A 17959-nucleotide genomic window follows, 5' to 3' on the forward strand; every position below is an offset into this window, starting at 1 on the left:
GAAGAAAAAAATTACAAAAATTTTGTTTTATTTTAGTGGTTTGTTCCCGCAGTTGAATATTTAATAAACGGAAATATGCCGATATATTTCCCATAATAATCAGCCCTGCGCATACCGTATCATTATCCGTTTGAAATGTTTAAAAACAATCTTTGAGGATAATACGTGGTAATTTAGCCTGAATTGTTAATATGGACAAAAAAGAATCAAAAGCGGGCCTGAAGGGATTTGAACCCCTGGCCTACGGATTAAGAGTCCGTCGCTCTGCCTGACTAAGCTACAGGCCCATGCTTGTGCCTAAATAAGTCTAACTTAAATGTAAATAAAGATTTCGGAAATCGTCTAAATATCTTTAAAGTGAATATATATTAACACATGGCAGATAGTCAGTCAAATGGGTCACTGGATAAAGTGAAGTACATTGTTCTCGGATGTGGAAGCATCGGTTACAATGTAGTTGAGGAATTAATCCATGACACCAGTCACGTGATTATTGTTGATCGTGATGAAAAACGTGTTGAGGACTTAAGAGATCAAAATTACGACGCAATTGTGCGTGATATAACTGATCCAGGTATTCTTGACGGACTGCCCGTTCCTGAAGTTGTTTTTATTCTTTCAAGCGATAAGAATGCAAATATAGAGGCTGCAAAGAGGGTTAAGGAGATTTATCCGGCAGCCTATGTTATTGCAAGGGCTATCGACAGGCTGAGCCTGAATCTTCTTGAACAGGCTGGTGCGGATATTGCACTTTACCCCCAGGAAGTGTTTGCAAAGACTGCGGTACACCACATAAGGCGCCTGCATTCCTCGCGACTTGCAAGAAAACTGTATCATTTTCTGTCAGGATGCGAAGGGACACTGGGTATAGTTGTTCATACAAACCCCGATCCCGATTCGATATCCAGTGCAATGGCTCTTTGTGCCATTGGAAAGGAGGCAAGCGGTGGAAAACTTGAGTGTCGTATATTATATGACGGTAAAATAGGGCATCAGGAAAACCGTGCATTTGTAACTCTTCTGGATATTCAGATGGAGAAGATAACGCAGGAGATAGTTGATGAATGCGATTATCTGGCAATTGTTGATTCTCCAGGTCCTAGCGTTAATAATTTTCTTTCCCCTGACACAAAAGTAGATATTATAATCGATCATCATCGCGAAGCTGATGAAAAGGCCCTTGAATCATTCTTTACAGATATAAGGCCCGGTATGGGTGCCACAGCCAGCATAATGACACAGTACCTTCAGGAGCTTGATATTTCAGTAGATCAGATTGTTGCAACCGCACTTTTGTATGGTATACGTGCGGATACAAGGGAATTTTCGCGCAATACAACTCCTCAGGATCTAAATTATGCTGCCTTCCTTCTTCCCCTGACAGACGGGGAACTACTCGATAAGATAACATCCCCGTCCATTTCAATTGAAACTGTTGATGCTCTCGGAGATGCCATAAAGGGAAGAAGGGTTCAGAACGGTTACCTCTTCACAAATGTTGGATATGTAAAGAACAGGGACACAATTCCCCAGGCCGCTGATCTTCTGATTCAGCTTGAAGGTGTCAATACAGCTGTTGTTTATGGAATTGGTGATGATTTTATAACGATTTCCGCAAGAAACAAGGATATAAGAATGCATGTCGGCAATGTGATGAAAGAGGCATTTACAGGAATCGGTGAAGCCGGCGGACATGCAACAATGGCAGCGGCAAAGATACCCCTGAACTCTTTTTCACTTGTAAGAAATAAAGAAGAACTCCTTTCACTGATTATTGATCCCGTTTTAGAGCGCTTTGCAGATATTGTGGGAATTGGAAAAGAAGAAAAAAATGAAGTTTGAAGAATGGGAACCCCATTATCAATACATTCTTGATTATTTTGGATTTGACAGGAAATCTGATGAAGAGGCTGCAGCTTATGCAAGAACTCTTACTGACAGGGATGATATTGAAATATTTAAGAAGCTCTGCAATGGAAAAACCGTAACTGTATGCGGGAATGCGCCATCACTTCTTAATGAAACAGAAAGGATAAAAGGGGTTATTTTTGCCGCTGATGCCGCTGCAGACAATCTCTATAAAGCAGGTATACGCTCAGATATAATATCCACAGACCTCGATGGTTGTGAAGACAGTTTCATTGAGATGAGCAGTCTTGGAACACTTATTGTGGTTCATGCACATGGGGACAATATACCTCTGTTAAAAAACTGGATCCCAAAATTCAAAGGTCCTGTGGTTCTTACGACACAGAGCCGTCCGACAGAGGGTGTATATAATTTTGGTGGCTTTACAGACGGGGACAGGGCTGTTTTTGCAGCTGATGAACTTGGTGCATCAGATATCAGGATAATTGGATTTGATCTGGATGATATCTCCGTAAATTCAATGAAGCACGGGAAACTGATGATTGCACGCAGACTTTTAAAATTAATCGGTTATGAGCTATAATTCTTTTATAATTGACGGGTATGTGGATGAGCCTGCCTGTTTTGGCGTTCCTCCATATATTTCCCCGTATGTAAGATATGTGGCCGGCGTCTGTAAGGAGCATGGTTACAATCCGGGTTATATGAATATTGATCAGATTAGAGAAAATCCTGCTCTTCTTCAAAGCGCTGAAAGATCAGATCTTATTGTTTTCATATCAGGCGTTACAGTTCCCGGAAAATATATAGGTGGCAGGCCTGCGACCGGAACAGAAATCATGCAGATAGGGGCAAGCCTGAGAAGTCCTCTGAAATGCATAGGCGGGCCTGTAGTTTTTGGAAGTGGAGGCGGCGGTGGATGCACTGCCGTTAAAGAATCATTTTCTGTTTATGATCATGTCCTGCAAGGAGAGATCGCATCAGCACTTGACTCGGTTCTTTTAGGCGGGAGTCCTTTTGGAGAATTTGATTATTCTAAGATCGACAGATGGAGCGTTTTGGGAAGCGATATAATCCCGCAGCATCCCGCATTTCCAAATGTAATGTGCGAACTTGAAACTGCAAGGGGATGTTCACGTGCCGTTACGGGAGGATGTTCCTTTTGCACTGAGGCATTTTATGGTCTGCCAAAGCACAGGGCTGCCTGTGGGATACATGCCGAGGTTTCAGCGCTTTACAAAGCCGGTGCACGTCATTTCAGACTTGGGAGACAGCCTGATCTGCTTACTTACGGAACAAAGGGCGGTGGTGAGTTTCCTGTTCCAAATCCACAGATAATAGAGGAGTTGTTTAGCGGAATCAGGAAAGTTGCGCCGGAATTAAAAACACTCCACATAGACAACATAAATCCCGGCACTATTGCAAGACATGAAGATGAATCAAAGGAAGCTCTCTCTTCTATTGTCAGATGGCATACTTCAGGAGATCTTGCTGCTTTTGGACTTGAATCCGCAGATCCTCTTGTGATACGGGAAAATAACTTAAAAGCCCAACCGGATGATGTTTTGCGTGCAATAGAGATCGTAAATGAGGTCGGAGGTGTCAGGGATGAAAATGGAATCCCCCACCTTTTGCCTGGCCTGAATTTTGTTCTCGGCCTCAGTGGTGAATCCGAAAAGACCTATGATCTCAATGAATCCTTTTTGAGAGATGTCTTAAAACGGGATCTTCTGGTAAGGCGTGTTAATATTCGCCAGGTGATGCCTTTTGAAGGGACAAAGGCGTATGAGGAGAATACCATTGGTAAATATGAGAAGCGTTTCAGGCAGTTTAAGGAATGGGTCCGAAATGAATTTGATCTCCCTATGTTAAAGCGTGTATTTCCCGCCGGAACAGTACTCTCAGATCTGATAATTGAAGTCGAGGGGCAGACTTCTTTTGGGAGGCAGCTTGGTTCATATCCTATTCTTGCCGGTATGCCTCTACAAATTCCAAAGGGAAGCATAATTGATGCTGTTGTCTGTGACTGGGGCTTTAGATCGGTTACTGCGATTCCTTATCCTGTAAAGATTAATGAACTGCCTGCATCAGCAATAAAAAAGATTCCAGGGATCGGAAAGAAAAAGGCTGTCAAAATAATTGCAAAAAGACCTTTTCAATCATATGAGGAACTAAAGAAAGTAGCAGAAGATGTCATCCCTGAAAAATATATCGGCTTTTAAATATATCTGACATCTTCTTTTCTTTTACAAATATTTTTTTGCTATTTTTTGGATTTTATAGGAAGACTCCTCCGTTAAATATGGGATATAATATCCCCTTGTTATTTTTTAGAATAAATCTCCTTTATTTCGATAAATTTTAGAATATCTGTTCTGGTAACGATTCCGACAACCCTGTTGTTCTCGACAACAGGAATTCTTCCAATACTGTTAACCGACATTATCTTCATTGCATCTGAGAGGGGTGCTTCCGGGGGCAGTACAATAACACTGGTCGACATGACATCTTTTACAATCATTGCCTCCCTGTCAATTGATGAAACCCTGCTCAGGTCTGATAAGGTTACCATTCCGATAATCTCATCTCTGCTGATAACCGGAAATCCAAGATGATGGGTTGAATACATCATATTGACAACCTGGTCAACGGGCATATCGGGATCTACTGAAAGGACCGGTGATGTCATCGCCCTTTTAACATCCACATCGCGCAGAAGTTCGTTGAATTTCATCATCTCCGCTTCCTGACCTGCACCGAGATATATGAATATCGCAATTATCACCAGAATCGGGCTGAATAAAAGTATCCCTGCAATTCCAAAGATAACTGCAAATGCCCGTCCGATATCTGCGGCAATTTTTGTTGCTTTATACATTGGCATTTTTCTTGCAAGAATTGCCCTGAGGACTCTTCCCCCGTCCATTGGGAATGCAGGAATGAGATTGAAGAGGAACAGGATTATATTCAGAAATGAAAGGTAACCGAATACATAGAATAAAAGGCCGGCAAATGCCGGAGCTGAAATATAGTTATAGGACGCATAAGCCAGAAATCCGGATATAAGTCCTATTATCAGACTTGCAACCGGACCTGCGATTGCCATTGGGAGTTCAACTTTTGGATCCGGACTTTTACCCTCATCTATCGCTGCTATGCCGCCCAGAATTAAAAGTGTTATACTTTTCACCTTCATTCCGTTCTTTTTTGCCACAATAGAATGGGACAGTTCATGCAGCAGGACACCTGCAAAAAGACTCAGTGTTACGATCAGGCCCAGACTGTACGGAACAAAACCTCTGGTTATCAGAGATGTATCTATTGGTTGAGCCAGATTGAATACACCTTCCAGAAAGAGAATTGTATATTCTATCTGGTATCCGACAATAAAGGTGAACAGAGGGATTACCAGGAGGAAGGTGAAGTGAAGTCTTATGGGTATTCCAAATAATGTTCCTATCTGTACTGAGTCTGCCATTTGGAAAGATTATATTTTTAACTTTTAAGTATTATACCTTCAACCGGTAACGATGAAGACACAAATAACTGACCTCTTCGGGATGGAGGTATATACCGATAAAGCAATCCGTGTTGGTATTGTCGATGATGCAGTAATTAATGTGGACACGAAAAAGGTTGATTCCCTTGCAGTAAGCGAGTTAAATCCTGATTTGCTTCAGCTTAAAGGATTCAGGGGTATTAGAATTCCATACCGCATCATAAAGTCCATTGGCGATATTATTATCATCAGGCACTTCAATAATATGTTCCCTTCAAAGGAAATGGAATAATATCAAATGCGGGGGGTTGTCCGGGGAAGATCCCGGATTAATGAATTCCTGGAAAGTAATCAGGAAAAGCCGGACTAAAAATCACATGATGATTGATATGCCCGATTTAAAGCATTAATCTTAATTTTTAAAAATATATGCAGGAAAGAGAGATTTTCAGCAGACTGAATATTGTAACGCCTTATGTGGTCCGTCTTGACGGAAGGGCATTTCATCATCTGACTTCTGATCTTGGTTTTGAAAAACCATATGATGACAGGTTTAATGATGCAATGTGCCGCGTATGTGAAGCCCTTATTTCAAAAAGCGGTCTCGAACCTGACTTTGCGTATACTTTTTCTGATGAAATAAGTCTGTTCTTTTCAAAAACCATATTCAACGGAAGGGTTGAAAAGATAGATTCCGTGTGCGCATCATACGCCGCAAGTGCACTGACCCTGTTTTTAGGTCTTTTAGAACCCGTATCTTTTGATTCAAGGGTTGTATGTGTTGATTCACAGTCCTTCCCCGAATATTTTTCCTGGCGGCAAAAAGAGGCGTGGAGAAATCATATGAATGCCTACTGCCAGAACGCGCTGATAAAAGAGGGATTCTCAGCACAACAGACTGCTAAAAATCTCAGTGGTGTGGGATCAAAACAGATGCATGAAATGATGTTTGAGCGTGGGGTCAATCTTGCAAAGACACCTGCGTGGCAGAGGCGGGGCATTGTTGTGCATAAAAAAAGTGTGATCCGTAAAGGCTACAACCCGATAAAGAATGAGGAAGTTGAGACTGAAAGAAAGGTTGTAGTTGTGGATAAGGATATACCACTTTTTGATACTCCTGAAGGTCTGGATTACATATGCAAAATATCCGGGCAGTAAACTTTCAGTTTTTAAAACTGAATGCTTTAAATTAATCCGTCCGTTTAAGGTTCAAATAAATATTTTGCAAAAAAAATAGATTTTAAATTTGTTTTTATGCTTTTGATATGCCTATTTTAACAGATATTCCTTCAACATCCCAGTCTTCAGAGAGTTCTGCATCTGCGGCTTTTTCTTCCTGAAGAGAGAGCTCTCCTGCCCTGACCTCGCCTGCAATCAGATCTTTCCATGCTGTCAAAAGTCCGGCTATGCGTTCATCAGAAACCGAGACGCCGGCATTGATTGAATCCTCGACATTGAGGTTTGACTGTTTTCTCATTTCCTGAATTCTTCTGATAACCTCGCGTGAGTATCCTTCAGCTTCAAGATCTTCATTCAGGGTGACATCGACACATACGGTGGCATCTGCCATTTCTGCAGAGAAAATTCCTTCAGGCATTACTTCTGAGAAGTTGACATGGGCATCTGTTATGGTATATCCTGAAACAACTGCACTGCCATTTGATGAGATTTCCGCCTTGAGAGCAGAAGCATCGGTACTCTCTATTGCGGCCTTTACCTTTGGCCCTTCCTTTCCGAATTCAGGACCAATCGCCCGCATATTTGCTTCGGCTGAAACACCCATTTTGTCCCATGCGCCTCTGACAACTGTCACTTTCCTTGCGTTTGCACGCTGGAGAGAAAGATCATAAAGGCGTTTTACAGCGTTTTCAACTGTATCGGAATCTGTCAGAACAATTACTTCTGAAACCGGCCAGCGGAGTTTTCTCTTCCCTTCCTGCCTTGCAGTTGCAACAGATTCATCAAATGAACGGATGACTGCCATCTCTTCTTCAAGTGCTACATTGATAAGTGAATCATCGCCGGAGAACCAGTCACACATGTGGACACTTTCAGGGTCCTGTTCTTTACGGAGGTTTTTGTATATGTTCTCTGAAATGTGAGGTGTGAAAGGCGCCATGATGCTGACAAGCCTGCGCACAACGTAATACATGGTTTCGTATGCCTGTCTCTTCTCAACAGCATCTTCCTCAAGCCACATCCTGGCTCTGACAAGCTGAACATACCAGCGTGAGATATCCTCAAGGATGCAGTGGATTACTGCACGGGTGGCTCTGTGAAGTTCGCAGGTTTGAACAAATCCGGTGACTTCTTTTCCAAGTGTATTTACACGTGAGATGATCCACCGGTCTTCATCAGGCATTGACGGGAGATTTTCCTTTATGTATTCCCCGTTCCATACTCCGTTTTCACCGGTTGCCGGTTCAAAGGAGTCAAGAATCATATACGGCAGCGGGAAACGATAGACATTCCAGAGAATGTTTGCCGCCCTGTTTGTGGTCTTAACGCCCTCCCAGTTGAATTTGAGATCATCCCATGGTGCGCTTGCCGAAAGGACGTAAAGGCGAAGGACATCAATTCCCACTTTTTCAATGACCTCTTCGGGAGTTACGACATTTCCGATGGACTTTGACATCTTGCGGCCTTCGGAGTCAAGTGCAAATCCGTGCATCATTACATTCTTGTAGGGGGCACGGTCAAATGCGATTGTTGAGGCGCCCAGCTGTGAGTAGAACCATCCTCTTGTCTGATCCTGACCCTCTGTAATGAAATCGGCAGGCCAGAGTTTCTCAAATTCCTCTGTTCTGCGTGGATAACCTATTGTTGCCCAGGATGCCATTGCAGAATCAAACCATACGTCAAAGATGTCTTCAACGCGTTTCATATTACCGCCGCATTCGCATTTGTAGGTTACATCATCAACATAGGGTCTGTGCGGATCTGTAAGGTCTGATCCCGCAGCATCGTTGAGTTCTGCGACTGTGCCAAATACATGGTAATTTTTGCATGTGTCACATTTCCATACCGGGATTGGAATACCCCAGTAGCGCTGTCTCGAAATGCACCAGTCTCTTGCGTCTGCAACGAAGTCATGGAAACGTGCACTTCCTGCCCATTCCGGATACCAGTTGACTTTTTCAATCTCATCAAGCATCTGTTCTTTGATTTTCGGGATTGCAATAAACCACTGTTCTGTTGCACGGTTGATAATCGGTGTTTTGCATCTCCAGCAGTGCCCGTAGCGGTGGACAATCTTCATCTCACGAAGCAGATGATCTCCGAGCGCCTCGATGACTTTATGGTTTGCATCGCGTACATAGAGACCTTCAAACTCGCCTGCGTCTTTTGTGAATCTGCCGGTACCGTCAACAGGGCAGAGGATATCAAGTCCGTCTCTTAATCCGACAAGATAATCATCCCATCCGTGTCCGGGGGCAGTGTGAACAAGACCTGTGTTGTCCATTAAAACATGGTCTGCAAGAACAACGTGGTGTTCTACATCGCCCTGCATTGGAACATATTTTAACAGAGGTGAATCGTATTCCGTTCCTGCAAGCTCCTCTCCTGTTTTTGTTTCGAGAATTGTGAAATCTTCATATCTGCCTTTTTTGAGAACTTCCTTTGCGAGATCCTTTGCCATCCAGAGAATCTCTTTTCTGCCCTCTTTTATGGCTTCAATTCTTGCGTAAACAAAATCCTTTCCTGCCGCAACCGCCACATTTGCAGGAAGTGTCCAGGGTGTTGTGGTCCAGATTACGAGATACTCATTTTCCTTTCCCCTGACGGGAAATTTCACATATATTGAAGGGTCTTCCTCATCCCAGTATTCGACTTCCGAATCTGCAATTGCAGTTTCGCAGCGTGGACACCAGTTTACAACACGTGAACCCCTTTCGAGCAGCTTTTTTTCATCCGCTTTTTTAAGAGCCCACCATGCAGCTTCAATATATTCCGGTTTTATTGTTTCATAGGGATTATCAAAGTCCATCCAGATACCAAGTTCCCTGAACTGATCGGACATGATCTCCTTGTGTGTAATTGCAAAATTCTTGCATTTTTCAATGAAGTTGGAAATTCCGAATTTTTCGATATCCTTCTTTGACTCAAATCCAAGTTCATTTTCAACACGCACTTCGATAGGAAGTCCGTGCATGTCGTATCCTGCACGGTCTGTAACATTGAAGCCCTGCATTCTTTTATAGCGCAGGATAGTATCCTTCAAAATCTTGTTCCATGCAGTGCCCAGATGGATATGTCCTGTTGTGTACGGGGGGCCGTCTACAAAGAAATAGTCGTCACCGCCCGATTTTAGCTCTTTCACTTTCTTGTAGGTGTCGTTTTCAGCCCAGTATCTGCTGACCTCAACTTCGACCTCTTTTGCATTGTAGCTGCTTGTAACCTCTTTCAAATGCAATCCCTCAAATAGTCCAATAATATATGTGATTCTTTTAAGATAGCATTTGTGAGAGTGACCGAAAAAAAGTCAGCTTCAATAGCAGTTGAAATAACTCTCTAAATGAAATAATTATGATTGTTCATGCTCATTGCAATAGTTAATTCATCAATTGATCCTGCCGGGTGCAATATCAGAAAACATCTGTTATCAAAGCTCGGTGAAAACGGGGAAGTCGACGTGGAATATCAGTCTCACAGGCTCCGTTTTTATCAGACCGAAGGCAGGTTGATATTTGAAAAAAATCTGGACTCACGCACAGGCGCGGATATGATTGTTTTTATCTCGCGGCATACAAGTCAGAAGCCGTCACCTGCCCTGACTGTACATGTCACGGGAAACTATGGTGTGGCAATGCTTGGTGGAGATGACTCGGCGCTTTCTAAAACAAGTCCCGGATTTATGCATGCTGTGCTTAACGCAATGTCAAAAAGAGCGCCGGAAGGCTACCGCGTATCCTATGAGGTAACACATCATGGCCCTACGGACATTTCTGTTCCGTCCTTTTTTGTAGAAATAGGGAGCACAGATGCCGAGTGGACCAATTATTCTGCGGGAGATGCAGTTGCTGAAAGTCTTCTTGAAGTGTTATCCTCCGAAAATCCCGATTCGATAAATCTGGTTGGATTCGGAGGCAATCATTATGCGGCACGCCAGACTGAAATCTCTTTAAATTCGAGAGGCGCATTTGGCCATATTGCTCATTCAAGGGAAGTTGGCGGTCTAACGCCCCTGCTTGTGAGCGAGATGGTTCAAAAAAGCGGTGCAGTTGCAGGTTATATTGATAAAAAGGCTGTTTCGAAGAGTGAATTAAATAATATCCTGAAAATTGCAGATAGTTTAAAACTGGAGATTCTTTCTGAAGGGGAGATAAAAGATCTTGGGGAAACCGACTGGAACAGTTATCTGAAAATACGAAAAATGGCGGGAAATGTGACAAATGTTAGCAAAATACATTTACATAATCTGAAAGGTGCGGGAGTTCCGGAAATTATCAATATTGATCCTGATTTGATTGGGGAAACCCTCAAAACAAATGAAAATGAATTTGTTTTAGGAATTAAGTCGCTTGAGGTTGTACATTTAACTTCAAAAACCGGCCAGATACTGCCAATTTTTATCTCTTATGAGGGGAATAAATTACCAACAATAAATGCTTTAATAACTTTGTGTGTTAAGATCTTACACAAAGAAGCAGACACTGCAGTTGATGGTGATCATCTGATTATCAGAAAGATCAGATTTGACCCGGCAAAGGCCAGAGAACTGGGGGTGCCAAAAGGGCCTTTCTTTGGAAAACTTGCTGCCGGTGAGGAAGTGTGCGTTGACGGCAGAATAATAAATCCGTCAATGGTATCCGATTGCAGTGAAAAGGTTATCCGTGTACCGGGGTTGGAGAATTATCTATGATGAAATCAATTGTAGAAGAGGCATTAAGCAGGGCGAACGCCGACGTTGAGATGATAGTTGACTCGCCGCAACAAAATGACGAGGAACTGGAGGAGATTCTAAAATCCCTCCGTACAGAGATCTCGGTTGTTGGCTGTGGCGGTGGTGGTTCAAATACTGTCACCCGCATGGCCGAGGAAGGAATAGACGGTGCTACTTTACTGTCAGTAAATACTGATGCACAGCATCTTATCAGGACCAAGGCTGATTACCGCATTCTTATCGGCCGTCAGAGGACGAAAGGGTTTGGTGCAGGTTCGGTGCCGCAGGTCGGAGAAGAGGCAGCACTTGAGAATGACGAGGAGATCCGTGCAAAGCTTGCAAACAGTGATATGGTATTTATTACGGCAGGTCTTGGCGGAGGAACCGGAACAGGTTCCGCACCTGTAATTGCCCGTGCTGCACGGGAACAGGGCGCTCTTACCATTGCGATAGTTACTCTTCCTTTTACAGCAGAGGGTGCAATAAGAAAGGAGAACGCGGAAGCAGGTCTTGAACATCTTCGTGATGTTGCCGACACAGTAATTGTCGTTCCCAATGACAGACTTTTGGAGGTTGTGCCAAGGCTTCCACTGCATGCGGCGTTCAAAGTTTCCGATGAAGTTTTGATGCGTGCCGTCAAAGGTATTACAGAACTTATTACCCAGCCAGGTCTTGTCAACCTTGACTTTGCCGATGTTCGCACTGTAATGGAGCGTGGGGGCGTTGCAATGATTGGTATGGGTGAGAGTGACAGTGAAGACAAAGCGGCAGATTCTGTCAAAAAGGCACTCAGATCTCCGCTTCTCGATGTAGACATCTCAAATGCGACCGCGGCTCTTGTAAATGTGGTCGGCGGCCCTGATATGACGATGGAAGAGGCAGAAGGTGTTGTGCAGGAAGTATACGAGAGAATTGATCCGGATGCACGTATTATCTGGGGTGCACAAATTGATCCTGAAATGCAGCACCGCATGAGAACCATGCTTGTGGTAACAGGTGTTAATTCCCCTCAGATTTATGGCAGGGGCGATGTCTCACGCAGCAAATCTTCCGAAAGAGAATATGATATAGACTTTCTCAGGTGAGTAAATACAAATGTCATTTAAATTGGATGAAGAACTATTCAAAAAATACTGGCGTGTCCTTAAACTCGCAAGGACGCCTGAAAGAGATGAGTTCCAGAAAATAGGTCTTGTTGCGGCGGCAGGTATTGCCTTAATCGGTCTGATTGGCTTTATTATTTATGAAGTCATGCTTCTCCTCCCCTAAAAAGATCTTCATTTTATAAAGGATTGTTGAAATGAGCGAAGAAAATGAGTCTGTAAACAAGATCTATGCAATAAAAACAACAGCAAAGCAGGAAAGGACTGTTGTTGACAATATCGTAAAAGCGCTTGAAGATCATGATGAGATTCATGTGGTCGCAATAATGGCGCCTAACGAACTCAAGGGTTATGTACTTGTGGAAAGCCCTGACCCTATTGCACGCATTGAGCAATTGCGTGAAATGGTGCCCAATGCACGTGCCGTTGTTAAGGGGGAGACCTCTTTTCACGAGATCGAGCATTTCCTCGTTCCGAAACCTGTTGTATCCGGCATTGACGAGGGTACGATTGTGGAACTTATTGCCGGGCCTTTCAAAGGTGAAAAAGCAGTTGTCAAGCGCGTTGACACCTCAAAAGAAGAAATCACTGTTGAGCTTTACGAAAGTATGGTTCCGATTCCAATTACTGTGCGCGGAGATAATGTGCGCGTAATTGATAAGATGCAGGATTAACCATCTATTTTTTTGCATACACTTATTGATACTTTTAAGTCACCTTGGAAGTAATATATTAAGACCCAAGCTTAGTGGCAGGTTTAATCCTGCTGCACTGGCGAAAGGTGATATTACAATGGGAGAAGTAGTCGAGGTATTGGTACCCGGCGGTAAGGCTTCTGCCGGACCCCCACTGGGGCCCGCATTGGGACCACTCGGGATAAATGTAAAGGCAGTTGTTGATGAAATCAACAAGAAAACTTCAGAATTCAACGGCATGCAGGTGCCGGTGACTGTTGAAGTTGACGACAAAAAGAACTTTACAATATCCATTGGTGTTCCACCTGCATCAGCTCTTATCAAAAAAGAGGCTGGAATTGAAAAAGGTTCAGGCGAACCCAATCTCCAGAAAGTAGGTGACTTACCGTTTGAGGCTGCTGTCCGTATTGCACGCATGAAGTTTGACGACATGCTTTCATATGATATCAAGAGCGCCGTAAAGGAAGTTGTTGGTACATGTGTCAGTGTTGGCGTTACAGTTGATGGTAAGAATCCAAAGGAAGTCTTTGGTCTTATTGACTCAGGCGAATACGACAGCCAGTTGGAATGAATAGACTATGAAAACCCATAGAAGATCCGGTTAATTCAGGGTCGTTGAACTATGGAGGTAAAAGATGGTTGAAAGGGTCCAGATTCTAGAGGCCGTAAAAGAGGCTATAGAGAAAGCGCCTGATCGAAAGTTCCGTGAGAGTTTGGAAATATCCATAAATCTCAAGAACATTGACATGGCGCAGCCGAAAAACCGTATAGATGAGACTATGATTCTGCCAAAAGGTACGGGAAAAGTTAATAAAATTGCCGTACTCGGAAAGGGAGATATCACCACGCAGGCAAAAGCTGCAAATGTTGATCTCATCATCGGGCCAGAGGAAATAGAGCGTCTGGGAGGCGAACCACGTGAAGCAAGAAAGATGGCTGATGAATACAGATTCTTCCTTGCAGAAACCGCAATGATGCCACTTGTTGGTCGTTATTTAGGTACCAGACTTGGTCCACGTGGTAAAATGCCACAACCAGTTCCGCCACAGGTGGATGCAGGACCTATCATCGAGCGTCTGCGCAATTCTGTAAAATTCCGTACAAAGGACAAAAAGACATTCCATGTCGCAGTTGGAACAACTGTAATGTCTGCGGAAGATATTGCTGAGAATATTGATGCAGTGATGAAAAAGGTCGAGGGAAACCTTGAAAGCGGAACAATGAACATTCGCTCAGTATATGTAAAGACATCCATGGGCCCTGCAGTGAGGTTGATGTAATGGCATTATTTACTACGCACCTGCCGCAGTGGAAGAAGGATGAAGTAGAGCAGATCAAAGAGCTCTCCAAAGAATATAAGCTTACAGGTCTTGTAGATCTTCACGGTATTCCTGCAAGTCAGCTTCAGCAGATGCGCCGTGATCTTCGCGGCAACGCTGTGCTTAAAATGTCAAGGAATACACTCATTGAGCATTCATTTGGAGAACTTGGCGGTGACATCGAAGGTGTAAAAAAATACCTTGATGGACAGAGTGCATTGATTTATACAGATGCAGATCCGTTTAAGCTCTACAAGAAACTTCAGGATACCATGACCAAGATGGTTGCCAAAGCAGGGGACATTGCACCTGAGGACATTGTTGTTCCTAAGGGTCCTACCGCATTCCCGCCAGGTCCTATTGTAGGTACCTTACAGCAGGCAGGAATCCCGGCAGCTATCGAAGGTGGTAAGGTTGTCATTCGTGACACCAAGACTGTAGTCAAAGCAGGTGAAGAGATAAACGCAAAGATGGCAGATGTTCTTGGAAAACTTGACATCAGACCAATCGATGTAGGTCTTAGCCTTCAGATTGCATTCTATGAAGGATCATTCTTTGAGCCAAGTGTACTGGCAGTTGATGAGACAGAGTACTTCAACAATGTTGTTCTCGCAGCACAGCAGGCATTTAACCTGTCTGTCAATGCAGCATATCCGACCGCCACAACTGCTGAAGCAATTATTGGCAAGGCAGTTCGTGAAGCCAGAAATATGGCTGTCGAAGCGGCAATCTATGAGAAAGATGTTGTTGATTTGATCATCGGACGCGCACAGAGGGACGCACTCGCGATAAACAGCATTGTCGAGTGAGTGAATAATAATAAATTTATATATTAAATCATAGGTGAAAAAAATGGAGTACATCTACGCAGCACTTATTCTGCACAACGCAGGAAAGGAAATTACTGAAGAAGCTGTTACAGGAATTCTGGGAGCAGCAGGTATCGAAGTTAACGACAACCGTGTAAAGGCACTTATTGCAGCACTTGATGGCGTTGACATTGCAGAAGCAATTGAGAAATCAGCAGTTGCAGCAGTTGCAGCAGCACCGGCAGCAGCAGCCGAGGCAGCACCTGCAGAAGAAGCAGCAGAGGAAGAAGAAGAGGCAGACGAAGAGGGCGGCATGGCTGGTCTCGGAGCACTCTTCGGATAAAACTTTTTTTTATTAATTAAAGAACCCTGATATTCCCTGTCTGTTTAATCAGGCCGGCGGATATGATAATTGCACTTCTGTAAATACAAATTTTTGAACAATTCTATCTTTCCTAATCTAAGAATTTCCTATATATGTTGGATAATAAATGTAATTGCCAATTAATTTTGTAAAAATATAGATATTTTTAAATTATGTGTAAACTAAAAAAAGAATGGTCATTGTGAGGGGATATGATCAGAGTTTTGATGATTGATGATGAACAGGTTGTTCTTGATGTAACGAAGATGTATCTTGAACATTTTGGTCATATTAGTGTAGATTGCGTATTATCTGCCAATTTGGGTATTGAAAAATTAATGTCCGAACATTATGATGCGATAATATGTGATTATGATATGGATGAAATTGATGGGATTTCATTTCTAAAAGCCATACGTGGGATCTATCCGGGAGTAAATTTGCCCTGCCCCGATATTCCGTTTATCATATTTACGGGAAAGGGTGATGAATGTGTGGTAATAGAGGCTTTAAACAGCGGTGCTGACTATTACCTGCAAAAAGGAAATGATCCCAAAGGTCAGCTTCTTGAATTGTGCCATAAAATAGAGGATATTGTACAGAGAAGATGCACTGAAGAAATTGTTTCTGCTGCTTTTGAAAATACAGGGACATGTATGGTTTTGGTCGACAAAAAAGGAATAATAGTCCGTGCAAACAACCAGATGGGAAAAATATATGATTGCCAGGTCGAATCTATAAACGGGCTGAAGCACTGGGAATCATTTGTTTTTAAAGAGGATCATGGTAAAATTCATGAATTTTTGGAAAAAATATGTGAAAGTGCAAAAAGAACAAAATCAGATTGTGAATTTAAATTTGTCAGCAATAATGATTCTGTTTATCCGGCTCGTATGAATGCTTCATATATTCCTGGGAAAAAAATATGTGTGATGTCTATTGATGTAAGTGATTAGATGGACATTATCTGTATTTTCAAATGATATTTTTAGATTTTAAAAGCTCTAAGGTATTTTTTCTTTGATATTATCAAAATCAGGTTTGAATTCTCTGTTCAGGATTATTTAAAATATATGCTTATGTTGAGGATAATCGTAAATTTATGAAATATTATTAGATAATCTTATAAATAAAGTGATTAAACTAACTTTATTACAAAAGAAGTGATTCTATGAAGAAATTATCAGTATATCTAATGACCTGTCTGGTTTTAATCGCACTAGTTCCTATGATGGCATCTGCAATGACAGTAGGCGGAGACCAGGCATGGTTTAATGTTCATTGTAATGTTGACGGGGCTTCTGTTTATTTTGACGATGATTTTAAGGGTGAGATTGTCAGCGGAATACTCTCTGTTCCTGTTTATACCACAGCAACACCTTACAAGCAGATAAATGTTGAAAAGGCAGGCTACAATACCTGGAATGAGGAGATTAAGAATTATCCTGCAATGGGCGAAAAAGTTGATGTATATGCAACATTAAACCCGATGCCCGAACCGGAACCGACACTGATTGGCGGGGATATGGGATATTACGTTGTTTACTGCAATGTTGATGGCGCAAAGGTCTATTTCAATGATGACTATAAGGGAGATATTTCAAACGGTGAACTAACAGTTCAGGTTTATACAACCGGTACTCCTTACACCACCTACACTGTAAAAATGGACGGCTACACTTCATTCACAGCACAGGTAAGCGATTACCCTGCAAAAGGTGAGACAGTAAAGCTTCACTCAACTCTGACTCCTGAAACACAGCCAACCAAATCACCTGTTTCAATGTTTACAGTAATATTTGGTCTTTGTATTGCCGGAATCGGATTTATCTTTCTTTCAAAAAGAAAATAATTGAAAAAAATTTTTTTTGGCATTTATGCTAACATTCAATATAAGTCAAATCCAAAAATAATAATGATCGATAAAATCAATTGAGATTTTAATTCTGATAAGACAAACCTGAAGGTTAATCAGTGTTTGTTATAATATAAATTTAATCAGACAAAAGCAAATAAACAGGTCGCGGCACAATGAATGATAAAAAAATCCTCTTGATGGATGATGAAGCACCTATTATTGACATACTATCAGTTTTCCTTGGCAGGTTGGATTTTGAGGTATACAGTGCCGGTAATGGTACAGAGGCACTGAGAATTTTTAAAGAAGAATACGAAAAAGGAAATAAATTTTCGCTATCAATCCTTGATGTTTCCGTTCCCGGAGATCTCGGAGCAAAAGAGCTCATAGGTCCGTTAAAGGAGATAGATCCTGATATTAAAGTTATAATATCCAGCGGGGACTCTGTTCAGGGTGCCATGGAAAACCCTTTGGAATTTGGTTTTTCCGGTGCATTGAAAAAACCATTCCGCTCAGCCGATCTGAAAAAAGTTATTGATCGGGTTCTTAATCAATAAAT

18 protein-coding genes and 1 tRNA gene are annotated in these 17959 nt (G+C 42.4%); 16 read left to right on the forward strand and 3 right to left on the reverse strand.

The features are described from left to right. Nucleotides 1-213: 213 nt before the first annotated feature. A tRNA-Lys gene (locus tag F1737_RS02055) sits at nucleotides 214-287 on the reverse strand. Nucleotides 288-375: 88 nt separating this feature from the next. On the opposite strand from F1737_RS02055, the gene F1737_RS02060 reads away from it, so the two are divergent. Genes F1737_RS02060 through F1737_RS02070 form a run of 3 tightly spaced genes read left to right on the forward strand, consistent with a single transcriptional unit; the run spans nucleotide 376 to nucleotide 4091 of the window. Beyond that, nucleotides 376-1842: a DHH family phosphoesterase gene (locus F1737_RS02060; protein WP_317137123.1), complete on the forward strand. Its 1467-nt coding sequence runs from the start codon at nucleotides 376-378 to the stop codon at nucleotides 1840-1842. After that, nucleotides 1832-2452: a 6-hydroxymethylpterin diphosphokinase MptE-like protein gene (locus F1737_RS02065; RefSeq protein WP_317137124.1), complete on the forward strand. Its 621-nt coding sequence runs from the start codon at nucleotides 1832-1834 to the stop codon at nucleotides 2450-2452. The genes F1737_RS02060 and F1737_RS02065 overlap by 11 nt, the downstream gene beginning before the upstream one ends. Continuing rightward, nucleotides 2442-4091 (forward strand): helix-hairpin-helix domain-containing protein, encoded by a 1650-nt coding sequence (locus F1737_RS02070; RefSeq protein WP_317137125.1) that lies wholly within the window; start codon nucleotides 2442-2444, stop codon nucleotides 4089-4091. Before F1737_RS02065 ends, F1737_RS02070 begins: the two co-directional genes overlap by 11 nt. A 101-nt stretch (nucleotides 4092-4192) precedes the next feature. On the opposite strand, the gene F1737_RS02075 is transcribed toward F1737_RS02070, so the two are convergent. Further along, nucleotides 4193-5347: a M50 family metallopeptidase gene (locus F1737_RS02075; RefSeq protein ID WP_317137126.1), complete on the reverse strand. Its 1155-nt coding sequence runs from the start codon at nucleotides 5345-5347 to the stop codon at nucleotides 4193-4195. A 52-nt stretch (nucleotides 5348-5399) separates the two neighbouring features. Between F1737_RS02075 and F1737_RS02080 the strand changes: the two genes are divergently transcribed. Continuing rightward, on the forward strand, nucleotides 5400-5660 hold the full coding sequence (locus F1737_RS02080) for a PRC-barrel domain-containing protein (RefSeq protein WP_317137127.1): 261 nt from the start codon (nucleotides 5400-5402) through the stop codon (nucleotides 5658-5660). A gap of 137 nt (nucleotides 5661-5797) precedes the next feature. Beyond that, complete coding sequence (locus F1737_RS02085) at nucleotides 5798-6526, forward strand: tRNA(His) guanylyltransferase Thg1 family protein (RefSeq protein WP_317137128.1); 729 nt, start codon at nucleotides 5798-5800, stop codon at nucleotides 6524-6526. Between the two features lie 94 nt (nucleotides 6527-6620). Here F1737_RS02085 and ileS read toward each other — a convergent pair whose 3' ends face one another. Then, nucleotides 6621-9776 (reverse strand): isoleucine--tRNA ligase, encoded by a 3156-nt coding sequence (gene ileS / locus F1737_RS02090; protein ID WP_317137129.1) that lies wholly within the window; start codon nucleotides 9774-9776, stop codon nucleotides 6621-6623. Between the two features lie 129 nt (nucleotides 9777-9905). On the opposite strand from ileS, the gene F1737_RS02095 reads away from it, so the two are divergent. The 11 genes from F1737_RS02095 to F1737_RS02145 all read left to right on the forward strand — a co-directional run bounded on the left by F1737_RS02095 (nucleotide 9906) and on the right by F1737_RS02145 (nucleotide 17957). Continuing rightward, nucleotides 9906-11231 (forward strand): D-aminoacyl-tRNA deacylase, encoded by a 1326-nt coding sequence (locus F1737_RS02095; protein WP_317137130.1) that lies wholly within the window; start codon nucleotides 9906-9908, stop codon nucleotides 11229-11231. Beyond that, the gene (gene ftsZ / locus F1737_RS02100; RefSeq protein WP_317137857.1) at nucleotides 11231-12337 is read left to right on the forward strand and encodes a cell division protein FtsZ; all 1107 of its coding nucleotides are present in this window, start codon (nucleotides 11231-11233) and stop codon (nucleotides 12335-12337) included. Before F1737_RS02095 ends, ftsZ begins: the two co-directional genes overlap by 1 nt. Before the next feature lie 10 nt (nucleotides 12338-12347). After that, nucleotides 12348-12521, forward strand: a complete 174-nt coding sequence (locus tag F1737_RS02105; RefSeq protein ID WP_317137131.1) for a protein translocase SEC61 complex subunit gamma — start codon at nucleotides 12348-12350, stop codon at nucleotides 12519-12521. 31 nt (nucleotides 12522-12552) lie between these two features. Beyond that, complete coding sequence (locus F1737_RS02110; RefSeq protein ID WP_317137132.1) at nucleotides 12553-13029, forward strand: transcription elongation factor Spt5; 477 nt, start codon at nucleotides 12553-12555, stop codon at nucleotides 13027-13029. Between the two features lie 118 nt (nucleotides 13030-13147). Then, nucleotides 13148-13621, forward strand: coding sequence for a 50S ribosomal protein L11 (locus tag F1737_RS02115; RefSeq protein WP_317137133.1), 474 nt, complete (start codon nucleotides 13148-13150; stop codon nucleotides 13619-13621). Between the two features lie 64 nt (nucleotides 13622-13685). Continuing rightward, nucleotides 13686-14330, forward strand: coding sequence for a 50S ribosomal protein L1 (locus tag F1737_RS02120; RefSeq protein WP_317137134.1), 645 nt, complete (start codon nucleotides 13686-13688; stop codon nucleotides 14328-14330). Further along, nucleotides 14330-15178: a 50S ribosomal protein L10 gene (locus F1737_RS02125; protein WP_317137135.1), complete on the forward strand. Its 849-nt coding sequence runs from the start codon at nucleotides 14330-14332 to the stop codon at nucleotides 15176-15178. The genes F1737_RS02120 and F1737_RS02125 overlap by 1 nt, the downstream gene beginning before the upstream one ends. 43 nt (nucleotides 15179-15221) lie before the next feature. Further along, the gene (gene rpl12p, locus F1737_RS02130; RefSeq protein WP_317137136.1) at nucleotides 15222-15521 is read left to right on the forward strand and encodes a 50S ribosomal protein P1; all 300 of its coding nucleotides are present in this window, start codon (nucleotides 15222-15224) and stop codon (nucleotides 15519-15521) included. 233 nt (nucleotides 15522-15754) lie between these two features. Then, nucleotides 15755-16498 (forward strand): response regulator, encoded by a 744-nt coding sequence (locus tag F1737_RS02135; RefSeq protein WP_317137137.1) that lies wholly within the window; start codon nucleotides 15755-15757, stop codon nucleotides 16496-16498. Nucleotides 16499-16713: 215 nt separating this feature from the next. Further along, nucleotides 16714-17394, forward strand: a complete 681-nt coding sequence (locus F1737_RS02140) for a hypothetical protein (protein ID WP_317137138.1) — start codon at nucleotides 16714-16716, stop codon at nucleotides 17392-17394. A gap of 179 nt (nucleotides 17395-17573) precedes the next feature. Further along, the gene (locus tag F1737_RS02145) at nucleotides 17574-17957 is read left to right on the forward strand and encodes a response regulator (RefSeq protein ID WP_317137139.1); all 384 of its coding nucleotides are present in this window, start codon (nucleotides 17574-17576) and stop codon (nucleotides 17955-17957) included. The last annotated feature ends 2 nt before the right edge of the window (nucleotides 17958-17959 follow it).

This window comes from Methanoplanus sp. FWC-SCC4, assembly GCF_032878975.1.
GTDB classification, from domain to species: Archaea; Halobacteriota; Methanomicrobia; order Methanomicrobiales; family Methanomicrobiaceae; genus Methanochimaera; species Methanochimaera problematica.

Bases quoted from the DNA above. Each gene is read 5' to 3' on its own strand.
- F1737_RS02060 (WP_317137123.1), top strand. From the start codon at position 376: ATGGCAGATAGTCAGTCAAATGGGTCACTGGATAAAGTGAAGTACATT.
- F1737_RS02065 (WP_317137124.1), top strand. From the start codon at position 1,832: ATGAAGTTTGAAGAATGGGAACCCCATTATCAATACATTCTTGATTAT.
- F1737_RS02070 (WP_317137125.1), top strand. From the start codon at position 2,442: ATGAGCTATAATTCTTTTATAATTGACGGGTATGTGGATGAGCCTGCC.
- F1737_RS02075 (WP_317137126.1), bottom strand. From the start codon at position 5,347: ATGGCAGACTCAGTACAGATAGGAACATTATTTGGAATACCCATAAGA.
- F1737_RS02080 (WP_317137127.1), top strand. From the start codon at position 5,400: ATGAAGACACAAATAACTGACCTCTTCGGGATGGAGGTATATACCGAT.
- F1737_RS02085 (WP_317137128.1), top strand. From the start codon at position 5,798: ATGCAGGAAAGAGAGATTTTCAGCAGACTGAATATTGTAACGCCTTAT.
- F1737_RS02095 (WP_317137130.1), top strand. From the start codon at position 9,906: ATGCTCATTGCAATAGTTAATTCATCAATTGATCCTGCCGGGTGCAAT.
- ftsZ (WP_317137857.1), top strand. From the start codon at position 11,231: ATGAAATCAATTGTAGAAGAGGCATTAAGCAGGGCGAACGCCGACGTT.
- F1737_RS02105 (WP_317137131.1), top strand. From the start codon at position 12,348: ATGTCATTTAAATTGGATGAAGAACTATTCAAAAAATACTGGCGTGTC.
- F1737_RS02110 (WP_317137132.1), top strand. From the start codon at position 12,553: ATGAGCGAAGAAAATGAGTCTGTAAACAAGATCTATGCAATAAAAACA.
- F1737_RS02115 (WP_317137133.1), top strand. From the start codon at position 13,148: ATGGGAGAAGTAGTCGAGGTATTGGTACCCGGCGGTAAGGCTTCTGCC.
- F1737_RS02120 (WP_317137134.1), top strand. From the start codon at position 13,686: ATGGTTGAAAGGGTCCAGATTCTAGAGGCCGTAAAAGAGGCTATAGAG.
- F1737_RS02125 (WP_317137135.1), top strand. From the start codon at position 14,330: ATGGCATTATTTACTACGCACCTGCCGCAGTGGAAGAAGGATGAAGTA.
- rpl12p (WP_317137136.1), top strand. From the start codon at position 15,222: ATGGAGTACATCTACGCAGCACTTATTCTGCACAACGCAGGAAAGGAA.
- F1737_RS02135 (WP_317137137.1), top strand. From the start codon at position 15,755: ATGATCAGAGTTTTGATGATTGATGATGAACAGGTTGTTCTTGATGTA.
- F1737_RS02140 (WP_317137138.1), top strand. From the start codon at position 16,714: ATGAAGAAATTATCAGTATATCTAATGACCTGTCTGGTTTTAATCGCA.
- F1737_RS02145 (WP_317137139.1), top strand. From the start codon at position 17,574: ATGAATGATAAAAAAATCCTCTTGATGGATGATGAAGCACCTATTATT.